A 12,528-nucleotide genomic window follows, 5' to 3' on the forward strand; every position below is an offset into this window, starting at 1 on the left:
AGCCGCTCTGTCGGCGGGTTGCGAAGTGTCGACCGCAAGTCGTTGTCTGGCAACGCTTCCGGGTGACCGATTCGCACGAACCCAGGATGTCGGGCCCTGGGCCGTGCCACGTGAAGACCGCGTGGAGATCGCGTGGAGATCGCCGTCGTCTCGGCGAGAGCGCCCCCGTCAGGGCTTGAGCCACCGCCACTGCGCCGTCAACCAGCCCTGCGCGCCGGGAAGCTTGTCGCGCACGGCGGCGACGACCCCCGGCCAGAGCAGCTCGTCGTAGTCGTCACCCGACAGCCAGCCCCCCGAGCTGACCTTCGGCAACCACGCGTCGACGTCAGCCGCGACGCTGTCGTAGTCGTGCCGGGCGTCGAGGTGCACCCACGCCAGAGAACCGTCGACGAAGAAGTCCGCAGCCTTCGGCGACGAGCTGATGAAGACGTGGACGTCGTCGGCGAACCCGCACGCGATGACGTTGCGATGCAAGAGGCCCGCGAACGTTCCGCCCCCGTATTCGACCGCAGGGCCGTGGGCGTCTTCGCTGGCCAGTCCCTCTTCGCCGCTGCCGCGGCAGGTGTCCACGCCGATCACCGTGAAGTCACGTCCCGAGGTGCGCACCACGTCGGCGAGCGAACACAGGCTGCGCCCAAGATAGGAGCCGACCTCGACGAAGGTGCTGCCCTCCGGGAAGACCTCGACGGCCTCCTGCTGACCTTCGCGCCAATGGAACCAGCCGGGGATGTCCGACCATTGGCTGACCTCGGCGGCGAATGCGTCCTTCGGGGGGTGGCTCACCGTGTGACGGTTCCCCGTTCGGCGGGTGGATAACCCCCCGGGACGCACTCAGATCGGTGGCAGCGACGTCAGCTTCGCACCTTGGAGACCGGGAATGCCCCGTCGACGTGGGGACTGGCAGCGCGCGGGTTCCGATGCCACAGGGGCGGCAGACGGTACGTGGCCACGAAAGCCACTGCCGCGACGGCGAATCCGACGAAGTAGGTGAGATCGCCCCATTCGGGATGCGCGACGGAGACCGGCCCGGTGTAGAAGGACAGCTGCCAGAACGGGATCGACGCGACCGCACCGACGAGCCAGGCGACGAAGCCCCACTCCAGAATCCGGCTGGAGTCGTACAGCTCCGCGATTCGCTCGTGGCGCCGGTTCAGCACGTAGTCCAGAAGCAGGACGGCTCCGAACGGGGCGATGAGGTACGCGCCGAGGAACAGGAACGTCTTGAACTTCGACTCGAAGTTCTCGTCGGCCCAGAGGCTGATGAGGAAGGCAATGGCGCAGATGAAGATCACGGCCGTGCGGCGACTCACCGGGATGCGCAGCGTCTGGATGGAGATGGCGCCGCCGTAGACGTTCAGGAAGTTCTGGGAGAAGGACGACAGCAGCACGGTCAGCAGGGCGGGTATGGCGAACGGACCGGTGAGCCGTTGCAGCGCCTCGATGGGGCTTTCCCCGGTCGCCGCCGAGCCACCCAGGATGGCCCCGGCGATGCCCAGCCATGACAGCGAGACGAAGTTCCCGACGGCAGTCCACAGGCCGGCGGCCCGGTTGACCCCAACCTGGTCCGGCAGATAGCGCGAGTAGTCCGAGGCGAACGGCCACCACGCGATGAGAAACGACAGGAAGAACCCCGCGAAGGTCACCCAACCACCGACGTTGCCGACCCAGTAGGCGGCGGCCGGATTGCTGCCGAACGCACCCTGGTAGCCGCGGGGGACGGAGACGACGGTGATCACCAAGAAGCCGATGCAGAGCACGACCGCGAGGATGCGCTGCAAGTAATGAATCATGTTGTAGCCGTATATCGCGACTACCAACTGCACCGACACCAGCACGAGCGCCGCCAGCCAGTACGGGATCGCGGGGGCCAGCGCGTGTGCCGCCTGTGCGCCAAGGATGACGGTGACTGCCGCCCAACCGATTCCGGCGAAGACGTTGATGTAGGCGACTGGGACGAAGTTGCCGTAGAAGCCCAGCGGCCCGCGGGCTTGGATCTGCTGCGCCACCCCAAGGCGCCCGCCCATCCGGGACAGAATTCCCATCACGACGGCGCCCACCAGCGAGCCGACCAGAATCGCCGTCACGGCGCTCATCAGGGAGAGCCCCATGCTCGCGGCGCTGAAACCCAGCACCATGATGGGAAAGTTCATCCCCGCGGCGAACCAGATGAAGAACTGCGACAACGGTTTTCCGTGACGTTCCGAGTCGGGTATGGCGTCGACCCCATACGGTTCGACGGTGGTGATGCTGCTGCGGTACCCGAGGTCGGGAGTGAGTTCGGTATTTCCCGGTGGTGGAGCGTCTTGCTTCATCGGGCTGCCTTTCGCAGGAGCTGTCATGACCTGGTGGGAGGAAAACGTAGAAAGCCGCACTACGCGCCGGTTGTGATCCACGGCACTGCCTGTTGCATGGTACGTAGACTATGCCCATAGCAGTTCTCGGTCAATGACGTATTTCAATACGACTTCATGACGATGGGAAGTCCAGCCTGTTACGGCGCCCAATGCGCGCCTAAGTCAACGAATTCCGCATCGTTTGAGCACTTCCGCGGGGTTCCGAGGTCGCGTCGCTTCGGCCCGCCGACGTCGGATCCTCACCCGAATGCCGCTGACCGCATCGCAGGTTGTGGCATACAACATGGACGGAATGGGGCATCATTGGACTGCGCGCGCATTGCGGCGGTTTCTCGGGTGGTCCTCTCCCCGCTCCGGACGTCGCCGCTCCTCCCGACGAAAGCGGGTTCACGGTGACGACGGACGAGCCATGGTTGGTGGCAATCGATCTGCAGGAGGTCTTCCGACAACCGGCCAGCGAGTGGTTCACTCCTCGCTACGAGGACGCCGCCGCCGGTACTCGGGAGCTGTTGCCGCTATTTGGTCCCCGTGCCGTCTTCACCCGGTTCATCGCGCCGGCCCACCCCACCGGAGCATGGGTCGACTACTACGAGAAGTGGCCCTTTGCAATGGTTCCCGCCAACGACCGGCTCTACGACCTGACCGCGGAGTTCAATCCCGTACACCACGCGGTCGTGAGTCTGACGACCTTGGGCAAATGGGGTCCCGACCTGGCGGCGGCGATGAACGGCAGCCGAGAGATGGTGCTGACGGGAGTCGCGACCGACTGTTGCGTGCTCTCCACCGCCCTGGCGGCCGCCGACGCCGGAGTCCACGTTCAGGTGGTGGCCGACGCCTGCGCAGGGGCATCCGACCGCGACCATCGGCGGGCGCTGGAGGCGATGGAGCTCTATGCCCCTCTGATCGACGTCACGACCGTCGAGCGGGTGCAGCGTCTACTGGCGTCACGGCGACGGCTGTAAGCCGGCCAGCAGTGCCTGCCGGCTGGCTCGAACGTGCTCTCGCATGACGCGCTCGGCGCTGTCGCCGTCCTTGTCGACGATCAGGTCGAGGACCACGTGGTGCTCCCGGTCGGACTGCAGGGGCCGGCCGGGCTGACTCAGAGAGGTGTGCACGAGTCGGGCGTAGGCCAGCTGGTTCATCAGCATGCGGTAGTGGGCTTCGAGCTTGTGGTTGTCGGCTCCGACGATCAGCAGATCGTGGAACTCCTCGACGAGCTCGGCGTACCGGGCACGGTCGTCTCGGGCCACGGCCACGTCGGCCTGCCGCAGGTTCTCCTCGAGTTGGTCTATCTCCGAGACCCGTCCGCGCTGCGCCAGCAACCGGGCCGCGGCACCTTCGAGCAGTTCCTTCATCTGGAACAGTTCGGTGACCTCTCGGCGAGACGGCGTGGTCACGAAAGTGCCCACGCGAGGGCGAATCTCGATGAGACCCTCGGTCTGCAGCTGCTTGAACGTTTCCCGGACCGGCGTCCGGCTCACCCCGAATTCCTCGGCGATGGCAAGTTCGGAGATGTTGACGCCGGGGGCGATCTCGCCGGCGATGATGCGACGCCGGACTTCTCCGATCAGTCGCGATTGGATCGAGCCCTTGCCCGATCCGTTCGTGCTGCCCATCCCAGTCCCTTACGTCGTCGTGGTCGGAGTCAGCTTAGGGCAGCCAGATTGCTCCCATCGAAGAACTTGCCGGCGCTGTAGACCATCGGGGCGCGATCCTCCACCTCGGCGTGCACCACCCGGCACATGAAGATCGTGTGGGTGCTGGCGTGCAACCGTTCGCGGATCTCGGCCTCCATCGTCGCTGCGCTGCGCCCGATGAGTGGGCTGCCGTGGGGCCCGGGACGCCAGTCCAGACCGGCGAACTTGTCGTCGGACTTGACGGCGAATCGGTTCACCACGTCGAGCTGGTCGGTGGACAAGATGTTGACGGCCAGGTGGTCCGCTCGATAGAGGCAGTCATGCGTCGACGAGGTGTGCTGCACGGCCACCATCGCCATCGGCGGTTCCAACGAGATGCTGGCGAAGGCGTTGACCGCCAAGCCGCGCGGTGTGCCGTCGTCCAACGCCGTGACGACGGTGACGCCGGTGACGAACAACCGGTTGACCTGCTTCATCATCGCGGGGTCGGGTCGCGTGGTCGCGTCGTCGACGGTCACGGCGTCACCGGTCCCGGCCGACGGCGATGATGCCGAGTGCGGTCAGCAGCGTGCGCGGATCCCAGGTGACGAACTCTTCGACGATGTGGTCGCCGTCGAAGCGGGCGAACGTCGCACCGCTGACCGCGACCTCCCGCTTGGTCGCGGGCACCCCGAGGAACGAGTGCGCGTGACTGCCCGTGCTGTGCCAACGGATCGCGGCCCGGTCTCCTTCGATCACGACGTCGTCGATGACGGTCAACAGATCCGGAAACGCCGAGCGGGTGGCGACGATCGAGGCCTTGAACTCGTCGAGCGCCTGGACCGCACCGGCGCTGCCGTGCCTGCGGTAGTCGACGCCGAGGATGTCGTCGAGCGCGTTCACTTCGCCGCGATCCCACGCCGCCTCCCATGCCGTGCGAATTCGGTCGCGGCGCTTGTTGTCGTCAGACATGATCTTCTTCCTTCGTAAGGTGTGTGGACACAACATGGTTGGATCTGGAGCCGCTTGACGCCCCGGCCGCACGACGGTCGGCGACCAACTCCATCCAGAACGCCACGGTCAAACCCGCGATGATCACCAAGAAGGGCAGTGACGCGACGATGACCGTGTTCTGGAGCGCGCTCAGCCCGCCGGCGAACATCAGGACGACGGCGGTGAGTCCGGTGAGGACGCCCCAGAGGACGAGGACGGAGCGCCGCGGCGTCAACGTGCCGTCGCACGTGAGCATTCCGAGTACGAAGGTGTTCGCGTCGGCCCCGGAGACGAAGAACATCACGACGAGCAGGATGGCCACCACCGAGGTGACCGTGGCGAACGGAAAGTACTCCAGGGTGGCGAAGAAGGCACTGTTGATGTCTTCCGACGTCCGCTGGGCGATGTTGCCGCCGCGGAACATGTCCACGTGGATTGCGGTACCCCCGAAGACGGTGAACCAGGTGAAGAACACCACGCTGGGGACCACCAGGACGCCCATGATGAAACCGCGAATGGTCCGGCCCTTCGAGATCCTCGCCAGGAACACCCCGACGAAGGCGCCCCAGGAGACCCACCACGCCAGCATGAAGTAGGTCCACCACTGCATCCACTCAAGGCCTCCGAAGGCGGTGCCCTGCAAGCTCATTCGGAAGAAGTCGGTGGCCCACGTGCCGAGGGACTCGACGTAGAGGTTGGCGATGAAGACGGCCGGGCCCACGACGAGGATGAATACGAACAGTGCCACGGCCAACACGGCGCTGCCCTGGCTGAGGAACTTGATGCCCTTGTTGACCCCGGTGACCGCGGACATGGTGAATATCACCGTGACGGCGGCGATGATGACGACCTGCGTGGCGTTGGTGACCGGCACGCCAAACAGGGACGCAAGTCCGTTGTTGACCTGCAGTGCACCCAGCCCGAGGGACGTCGTCGTGCCGAACAACGTGGCGAAGACGGCCATGACGTCGATCAGCTTGCCGATGGGGCCGTTGACCCGGTCACCGAGCAACGGGACGAACAACTGGCTGACCAGCGTGCGGCGGCCCTTGCGATGGGAGGAGTACGCGATGGCCAACCCGAACACCGCGAAGATGGCCCATGCATGCAGCCCCCAGTCGAAGTAGGAGTACTGCATGGCCCGGACTGCGGCCTCCGGCGACCCGGGCGCGGCGAGGCCGTGCGGTGGCGTGACGAGGTGCGAGATCGGCTCGGCGACACCGTAGGACACCAGCCCGATGCCCATCACGGCGCTCAGGATCATGGCCAACCAGCTGAGGGTCGTGAACTCCGGCCGGTCGTCGTCCTTGCCCAATCGCATGTCGCCGAACGGGCTGAACGCCAGGAACACCAGCAGCACCAGGATGCCGAGGGTCACCACCAGGTACAGCCAGCCGAAGCTCCCGGTGACCCAGTTCAGCGACGACGTCGTCACCGAGTTCAGGTTCTCGGTGAAGAGCACGGCCCAGGCCACGAACACGGTCGCGACGCCGACGGAGGTCCAGAACACCGTTCCCAGCCGGCCCGACGACCGGACCGGGTCGCCCGGGTCCTGGACCGTCTCGTGCGAGCCGGCGACGGCGGAAACCCCGAGGTCGTTGCTCATCTGACACTCCTCCGTCGAACGGTTGCCACCCGTGAAACGTTCTCTGGCATACAACAGAATGTAAGCGCAGTCACAAGATGCTGTCAACGCGAAGGGCCGCACCTCCACCGGGTCGGACATCCGCCCCGCCCCATGGACGTCGACAAATAGCAAGTCAACTGGCCGTTCATCAAAGATTCCGGTCCGCGCGCGGGCCGTCGGGCATCCACACCCTTGACCCGAACGGGGGCCAACCTCTATCGTCACTGGCATGCAAGAAGACGAAACCGCCGCCCTCATCGGCCTACGAAAGGTCGTCCTCTACCGGGAGGTAGTCGTCACCGAAGGCGGCACGTCACCCGCGCATCCGGCCCAGCGGGCCAGCGTCGCGGCCGTGATGCGCAACCCGTGGATCGGCACGCCGACCACTCGCGACCTGTCCCCCGAGACCGCGACGATCGCTCCGATCCTGGCCAAGATGCTCACCCGTCGCCTGCTCGCCGCCCTCGGCGGAGTCGAGGCAGTCGAAGCGTTCGGCAAGGCCGCCATCGTGGGCAGCGCCGGCGAGATCGAACACGGTGGAGCGCTGATCCACACGCCGTACTTCGGCAATCTGATGCGCGAGTTCCTCGACGGCGAGTCGATCATCTGCTTCGCCGACGCCCGGGCCGAGGCCGGCGAGACGCTGGTCGTGCCGTTGTGGCACAAGAACCATGCCGCGACCCGAAGCCACTATCAGACCATCAGCACCCGGGTGCCCGACGGTCCGCGGGCCGACGAAATCGTCGTCGTCGCCGCCGCCTCGACCGGCCCACGACCCCATCCCCGCATCGGGGACCGCAAGACCGATCCCGCCGTCACCGTCAAGAGCCTGGAGAGTGCACTGTCATGAAGGTCCGCAAGGTCATCACCGTCGTCGAGGAAATCCACACCGAAGGCGGCCGCGCGGTGAGCCCGCCGGCGCGGGTGGCCGTCGTCGCCGCCGTCATCGAAAACCCATGGTCAGGAAAGGGTTTCGTCGACGACCTGTCCGCGGGCATCGACGGTACGGCTTCTGATCTGGGGGCCCTGCTCGCGCCGCGGGTACTGGCAGCGCTCGACGCGCCCGCCGAGGCGTACGGCAAGGCCGCCATCGTCGGCCTGGACGGCGAGATCGAACACGGCTCGGGTCTGATCCACACGCTGAAGTTCGGGGACCACTTCCGCAAGGCCGCCAACGCCACCACCCTGCTGCCCGCGGTGGAGAAGCGCGGACCGTCGGGAGTCGTGTTCGACATCCCACTCAAGCACGTCACCGACGCAACCATCCGGTCGCATCACCAGACCGTCGAGGTCCGGATCGCCGACGCACCACACCCCGACGAAATCGTCGTGGCGCTGGCCGCCGCCGCGCAGGGCCGCCCCCAGCAGCGCCTCGCCGCCCTGTCGACCGAGCAGTAGCGGGCGCGGACCCATGACCGCCCCGACGCTGGTCCTGCTGCACGGCGTGGGCCTCGATCACCACATGTGGGAACCGGTGGTCGAGCGCCTCCCCGACGCACTTCGGGTCCTCGTGCCCGACCTGCCCGGTCACGGCGCGAACCCCGCGGTGGTCGACGGCGTCACCCTCGCCGATCTCGCCAGTGCGGTCGCCCTCGACATTCCCGCCGGTTCCCACGTCGTGGGGTTCTCCCTGGGGGCGCTGATCGCTCAGCACCTCGCCGTCCATCGCGCCGACCTCGTCTCGTCGCTGATCTCGGTCAGCTCCGTCTGCCGGCGGACACCGGTCGAACGCGACGCCGTGCTCGCCCGCCTCGACGCCGCCGAATCGGACTTCGCCGCCTCCGTCGAGGCGTCGATCCACCGCTGGTACGACGGCACCGAGGTGAACCACGAGCGCGTCGAGAGCACCCGAAAGACCTTGCTGGCCAACGACCGACGCAGTTTCGTCAACTGCTACCGGGTCTTCGCGACGGGTGACGCCGACGTCGCCCCGCACCTGTCGGGCATCGCGGTCCCGGCGCTGGCCGTCACCGGCCAGCGCGATCCGGGATCCACCCCGGAGATGACGCACCGCCTGGCCGCCGCCATTCCCGACTGCACACCGGTCGTCGTCCCCCACGCGCGACACATGCTGCCCGTGGAACGCCCCGGCGAGCTCGCCGAGCTCGTGTCCTCCTTCGTCGAAAGGCTCACCCATGTCTGAGTTGTCACGGCTTGCGCACTTCATCGGCGGCAAGCCGGTCGAACCCGAATCGGGCGAGTACTTTCCCAGCACCAACCCCGCCACCCGCGAGGTCCTCTACGAAGCCGCCCGCGGGAACGCAGCGGACGTCGGAGCAGCGGTGGACTCGGCCAGGGCCGCCTTCGACGATCCGCGCTGGCGTGACCTGAGCCAAACCAAGCGGGGTCACCTCCTGCGCCGACTCGGCGACCTCATCGGCGAGAACGCCGAGGAGCTCGCCCGATCGGAGTCCAAGGACAACGGAAAGCTGTTGCGCGAGATGCGCGGCCAGCTCGCGACCTTGCCGGAGTATTACTACTACTACGCCGGCCTGGCCGACAAGATCAACGGGTCGGTCATCCCGACCTCGGACCGACGGGTGCTCAACTACACCTCGCGCGAACCGCTGGGTGTCGTCGGCGCCATCACACCGTGGAACTCCCCACTGACGCTGACGTCGAGCAAGCTCGCCCCCGCACTGTGCGTCGGCAACACCGTGGTGATCAAGCCGTCGGAGTACACCTCCGCGACGGTGCTGCGGCTCGCCGAGCTGGTCGTCGAGGCCGGCTTCCCGCCAGGTGTGGTGAACGTCGTCACCGGCTTCGGCGCCGAGGCAGGTCAGCCACTGGTGGATCATCCTGCGCTGGCCAAGATCTCGTTCACCGGCAGCACCGCCACCGGGTCCCGCATCGCGTCGGCCACGGCCGGCCGCTTCATCGGCTCGACCCTGGAACTGGGCGGCAAGTCCCCCAACATCGTGTTCGACGACGCCAACGTCGCCAACGCGGCCACGGGCGTCATCGCCGGCATCTTCGCGGCGGCGGGACAGACGTGCATCGCGGGCAGCCGGGTGTTCGCCCAGCGCGCCGTCTACGACGAACTGCTCGAAAGGGTCACCACCAGAGCGCGTTCCATCCGAATCGGCGACCCGCTCCTGGACGACACCGAGCTGGGTCCGCTGGCCTTCGCCGACCAACGCGACAAGGTGGCCTCCTACGTCGACCTCGGCCGCTCCGAGGGGGCGCGGGTCCTCACCGGCGGCAACGCCACCGACGGCGGCCTGGGCGGGTACTTCTACGAACCCACCGTGCTGGTCGACGTCGACAATCAGATGCGAGTGGTCCGCGAAGAGATCTTCGGACCCGTCGCCGCGATCATGCCCTTCGACACCGAGGACGAGGTTGTGGCCCTGGCCAACGACACCGAATACGGCCTCGCCGCCGGCGTCTGGACGTCCAACCTGTCCCGCGCACATCGGGTTTCGGCTCGGCTCGATGCCGGCACCATCTGGGTGAACACCTATCGGGCGATGTCACCGATGTCGCCGCGGCAGGGCTTCAAGAACAGCGGCGTCGGCGTCGAGCACGGCGTCGAGACGATTCACGAGTACACCCGCCTCAAGAGCATCTGGATCAACACCAACGAAGGGCCCGTGCCGGACCCGTTCGTGATGAGGAGCTGAGCATGCCACTGGTCGAGGTCACCATCGCCGAAGGTCGAAGTGCAGAACAGATTCGGGCCATGATGAGCGAAGTGCATTCAGCCGTCCTGCGGACGGTCGACACCCAGCCTCAACACATTCGGGTCATCGTGCGCGAAGTTCCGCGCTCCCACTGGGCCACCGGCGATCTCACTCTCACCGAGATGGACGCCGCCCGAACCGACGTCCCACCAACCCAGGAGTAAGTCATGAGATTCTCACTTTTCGTCCACATGGAGCGGTGGGACGAGCAGGTCAGCCATCGCCAGCTGTTCGAAGACCTCGTGGAGCTGACGCAACTGGCCGAGGCCGGCGGATTCGGCACCGTCTGGATCGGTGAGCACCACGGCATGGAGTACACGATCTCGCCGAGCCCCATGCCGCTGCTGGCCTATCTTGCGGGGCAGACCTCGACCATCCGCCTCGGCGCCGGCACGATCATCGCCCCGTTCTGGAATCCGATCCGGGTGGCCGGTGAGTGCGCGCTGCTCGACGTCATCAGCAACGGCCGCATGGAAGTCGGTCTCGCCCGTGGCGCGTACCAGATCGAATTCGACCGCATGCTTGGCGGAGTCGCCGCCACCGACGGCGGGAAGTACCTCCGCGAGCTGGTGCCCGCGGTACGCGCACTGTGGCAAGGCGACTACGCCCACGACGGAGAGATCTGGCAGTTCCCGACGTCCACCAGCGTGCCCAAACCCCTGCAGCAGCCGACGCCGCCGATGTGGATCGCCGCGCGCGACCCCGACTCCCACGACTTCGCGGTGAAGACCGGGTGCAACGTGATGGTGACGCCGCTGATGAAGGGCGACGAAGAGGTCGTCGACCTCAAGGGCAAGTTCGACACCGCGGTGGCCAACCATCCCGAGGTGACCCGGCCGCAGATCATGGTCCTGCGCCACACCCACGTTCACCCCGCCGAGGATCCCGAGGGATGGCGGCCAGCCGCCGAGGCGATCTCGCGCTTCTACCGCACCTTCGACGCCTGGTTCGGCAACAAGACCACGCCGGTCAACGGGTTCCTCGAACCCAGCCCGGAGTCGAAGTTCGCCGAACGGCCCGAATTCGAACTCGAATCACTGCACCGCACGGCGCTCATCGGAACACCGGAAGAAGTCATCGCGCGGCTGCGGACCTACGAAGAGCTCGGGATCGACGAGTTCAGCTTCTGGTGCGACAACAGCCTGCCGCACGAGGAGAAGCGCAAGTCCCTCGAACTCTTCATCAAGGAAGTCGTGCCCGCGTTCCAGTGACGCCGGCACCGGACAAGGAGTAGCCATGACCACGATCGACGAAGCGCCGGCGATTCGGTCCGCCACGCGAGTTCGGGCTGCCGACCTCCGCGAGGCAACCCGCAAGACGGCTCACATTCGGGCCGATTCCGACGATGCTGCTGCGCCGGTGTACTTGGACATCGAGGTGCTCATCGGCCGTGACCCGGCGTCGGCGTTCGCTGCGCTGGCCAGTGTTCCCGAGACCGCTGACGAATCGTCGAAACCGTTGCGGTACATCGGCACCGCCCGCGGCTTAGCCGGTCTCATCGCCGACGTGCAACGGCTCGGGATCGCCGACGCGGTCGTGCTGCTCCCGTTGGCCGACTGTCCGGTGGAATCCCTGATGCTCGAGGAGTTGGCACCCGGACTGGGCGGCTAACGCCGTCCGCATTCGGTACCGTTGTCGGACACCGCCACGACGGCAGGAGCCCGATGATGGGGTACGCCCCGATGGCAACGTCGATCGACACTCCCCGCCTTCACCTGCGAGCGCGCGACGAAGGCGACGCGGAATGGAATCACGAGCTTCTCGGTGAGCACGACGGTGGAACGACCTTCTCGGTAGAGGACGTCCGTCAGCAACTCGCCGATCAGCGAATCCGCACTCTGTACAACGGTATTGGGCTCCTGACCATCCGCCGTGGCACCGATGACGAACCGATGGGGTATTGCGGCCTCATCGTCGGCAGATGCACCCACGACGAGCCCGAGATCGCCTATGAGCTCTTACGGAGATTCCACGGCCACGGGTACGCCACCGAGGCCGCCCGCGCGGTGCTGGAGGCGGCGTTCGCCACTGGACGCACCCGGATCTGGTCGACCGTCGGGGCCTGGAACACCCCCTCGTTGCGGGTGCTGGAGAAGATCGGCTTCCGCCGCGACCCCGAGACCGTCATCGGCGATCGCGGCGTCGTGGTGTACCTGGTCTGCGACGCCGTAGCGTCGTGACCGAACTCGCCCGGAACTGCGGCTAAGCCTGGCTGTCGTCGCCACGAGGGGCACGGGAATCGTCGTCGACCGTCG

The 12,528-nt window shown here is 66.6% G+C and carries 15 protein-coding genes; 9 read left to right on the forward strand and 6 right to left on the reverse strand.

The features are described 5' to 3' along the window. Positions 1-168: 168 nt before the first annotated feature. Both H7J06_RS30480 and H7J06_RS30485 read right to left on the reverse strand, forming a co-directional pair. Complete coding sequence (locus H7J06_RS30480; RefSeq protein WP_264043483.1) at positions 169-783, reverse strand: class I SAM-dependent methyltransferase; 615 nt, start codon at positions 781-783, stop codon at positions 169-171. A 68-nt stretch (positions 784-851) separates the two neighbouring features. Further along, a complete protein-coding gene (locus tag H7J06_RS30485) occupies positions 852-2,312 on the reverse strand; it encodes a purine-cytosine permease family protein (protein WP_264043485.1) in 1,461 nt (486 codons plus the stop codon). Between the two features lie 458 nt (positions 2,313-2,770). Between H7J06_RS30485 and H7J06_RS30490 the strand changes: the two genes are divergently transcribed. Continuing rightward, on the forward strand, positions 2,771-3,316 hold the full coding sequence (locus H7J06_RS30490; RefSeq protein WP_264043487.1) for a cysteine hydrolase family protein: 546 nt from the start codon (positions 2,771-2,773) through the stop codon (positions 3,314-3,316). Here the strand turns inward: H7J06_RS30490 and H7J06_RS30495 are convergent. The 4 genes from H7J06_RS30495 to H7J06_RS30510 are packed head-to-tail and all read right to left on the reverse strand — an operon-like array spanning position 3,299 to position 6,569. Next, a complete protein-coding gene (locus H7J06_RS30495; RefSeq protein ID WP_264043489.1) occupies positions 3,299-3,970 on the reverse strand; it encodes a GntR family transcriptional regulator in 672 nt (223 codons plus the stop codon). The two genes, H7J06_RS30490 and H7J06_RS30495, sit on opposite strands and share 18 nt — an antisense overlap. Positions 3,971-3,999: 29 nt before the next feature. Further along, positions 4,000-4,509, reverse strand: a complete 510-nt coding sequence (locus H7J06_RS30500) for a flavin reductase family protein (protein WP_264043491.1) — start codon at positions 4,507-4,509, stop codon at positions 4,000-4,002. 4 nt (positions 4,510-4,513) lie between these two features. Then, positions 4,514-4,942 (reverse strand): ester cyclase, encoded by a 429-nt coding sequence (locus H7J06_RS30505; protein WP_264043493.1) that lies wholly within the window; start codon positions 4,940-4,942, stop codon positions 4,514-4,516. After that, positions 4,935-6,569, reverse strand: coding sequence for a BCCT family transporter (locus H7J06_RS30510; RefSeq protein WP_264043494.1), 1,635 nt, complete (start codon positions 6,567-6,569; stop codon positions 4,935-4,937). The genes H7J06_RS30505 and H7J06_RS30510 overlap by 8 nt, the downstream gene beginning before the upstream one ends. A 250-nt stretch (positions 6,570-6,819) precedes the next feature. Between H7J06_RS30510 and H7J06_RS30515 the strand changes: the two genes are divergently transcribed. The 8 genes from H7J06_RS30515 (at position 6,820) to H7J06_RS30550 (ending at position 12,453) form a co-directional block, all read left to right on the forward strand. Beyond that, the gene (locus tag H7J06_RS30515; protein WP_264043496.1) at positions 6,820-7,440 is read left to right on the forward strand and encodes an amino acid synthesis family protein; all 621 of its coding nucleotides are present in this window, start codon (positions 6,820-6,822) and stop codon (positions 7,438-7,440) included. After that, a complete protein-coding gene (locus H7J06_RS30520) occupies positions 7,437-7,988 on the forward strand; it encodes an amino acid synthesis family protein (RefSeq protein WP_264043497.1) in 552 nt (183 codons plus the stop codon). The genes H7J06_RS30515 and H7J06_RS30520 overlap by 4 nt, the downstream gene beginning before the upstream one ends. A 13-nt stretch (positions 7,989-8,001) precedes the next feature. Further along, positions 8,002-8,733, forward strand: coding sequence for an alpha/beta fold hydrolase (locus tag H7J06_RS30525; RefSeq protein ID WP_264043498.1), 732 nt, complete (start codon positions 8,002-8,004; stop codon positions 8,731-8,733). Next, positions 8,726-10,213, forward strand: a complete 1,488-nt coding sequence (locus H7J06_RS30530; RefSeq protein WP_264043500.1) for an aldehyde dehydrogenase — start codon at positions 8,726-8,728, stop codon at positions 10,211-10,213. The genes H7J06_RS30525 and H7J06_RS30530 overlap by 8 nt, the downstream gene beginning before the upstream one ends. Before the next feature lie 2 nt (positions 10,214-10,215). Beyond that, entirely contained in the window at positions 10,216-10,437 is a 222-nt protein-coding gene (locus tag H7J06_RS30535; protein ID WP_264043502.1) for a tautomerase family protein, read from the forward strand. A gap of 3 nt (positions 10,438-10,440) precedes the next feature. After that, positions 10,441-11,484, forward strand: coding sequence for an LLM class flavin-dependent oxidoreductase (locus H7J06_RS30540; RefSeq protein ID WP_264043504.1), 1,044 nt, complete (start codon positions 10,441-10,443; stop codon positions 11,482-11,484). Positions 11,485-11,509: 25 nt separating this feature from the next. Beyond that, positions 11,510-11,884 (forward strand): hypothetical protein, encoded by a 375-nt coding sequence (locus H7J06_RS30545; protein ID WP_264043506.1) that lies wholly within the window; start codon positions 11,510-11,512, stop codon positions 11,882-11,884. A 71-nt stretch (positions 11,885-11,955) separates the two neighbouring features. Further along, entirely contained in the window at positions 11,956-12,453 is a 498-nt protein-coding gene (locus H7J06_RS30550; protein ID WP_264043508.1) for a GNAT family N-acetyltransferase, read from the forward strand. The last annotated feature ends 75 nt before the right edge of the window (positions 12,454-12,528 follow it).

Origin of the sequence: Mycolicibacterium hodleri (assembly GCF_025822245.1) — a bacterium.
GTDB lineage: Bacteria > Actinomycetota > Actinomycetes > Mycobacteriales > Mycobacteriaceae > Mycobacterium > Mycobacterium hodleri.

Coding starts and splice junctions, on each gene's coding strand:
- H7J06_RS30485 (WP_264043485.1), bottom strand. CDS start 2,312: ATGAAGCAAGACGCTCCACCACCGGGAAATACCGAACTCACTCCCGAC.
- H7J06_RS30495 (WP_264043489.1), bottom strand. CDS start 3,970: ATGGGCAGCACGAACGGATCGGGCAAGGGCTCGATCCAATCGCGACTG.
- H7J06_RS30505 (WP_264043493.1), bottom strand. CDS start 4,942: ATGTCTGACGACAACAAGCGCCGCGACCGAATTCGCACGGCATGGGAG.
- H7J06_RS30510 (WP_264043494.1), bottom strand. CDS start 6,569: ATGAGCAACGACCTCGGGGTTTCCGCCGTCGCCGGCTCGCACGAGACG.
- H7J06_RS30515 (WP_264043496.1), top strand. CDS start 6,820: ATGCAAGAAGACGAAACCGCCGCCCTCATCGGCCTACGAAAGGTCGTC.
- H7J06_RS30520 (WP_264043497.1), top strand. CDS start 7,437: ATGAAGGTCCGCAAGGTCATCACCGTCGTCGAGGAAATCCACACCGAA.
- H7J06_RS30525 (WP_264043498.1), top strand. CDS start 8,002: ATGACCGCCCCGACGCTGGTCCTGCTGCACGGCGTGGGCCTCGATCAC.
- H7J06_RS30530 (WP_264043500.1), top strand. CDS start 8,726: ATGTCTGAGTTGTCACGGCTTGCGCACTTCATCGGCGGCAAGCCGGTC.
- H7J06_RS30535 (WP_264043502.1), top strand. CDS start 10,216: ATGCCACTGGTCGAGGTCACCATCGCCGAAGGTCGAAGTGCAGAACAG.
- H7J06_RS30540 (WP_264043504.1), top strand. CDS start 10,441: ATGAGATTCTCACTTTTCGTCCACATGGAGCGGTGGGACGAGCAGGTC.
- H7J06_RS30545 (WP_264043506.1), top strand. CDS start 11,510: ATGACCACGATCGACGAAGCGCCGGCGATTCGGTCCGCCACGCGAGTT.
- H7J06_RS30550 (WP_264043508.1), top strand. CDS start 11,956: ATGGCAACGTCGATCGACACTCCCCGCCTTCACCTGCGAGCGCGCGAC.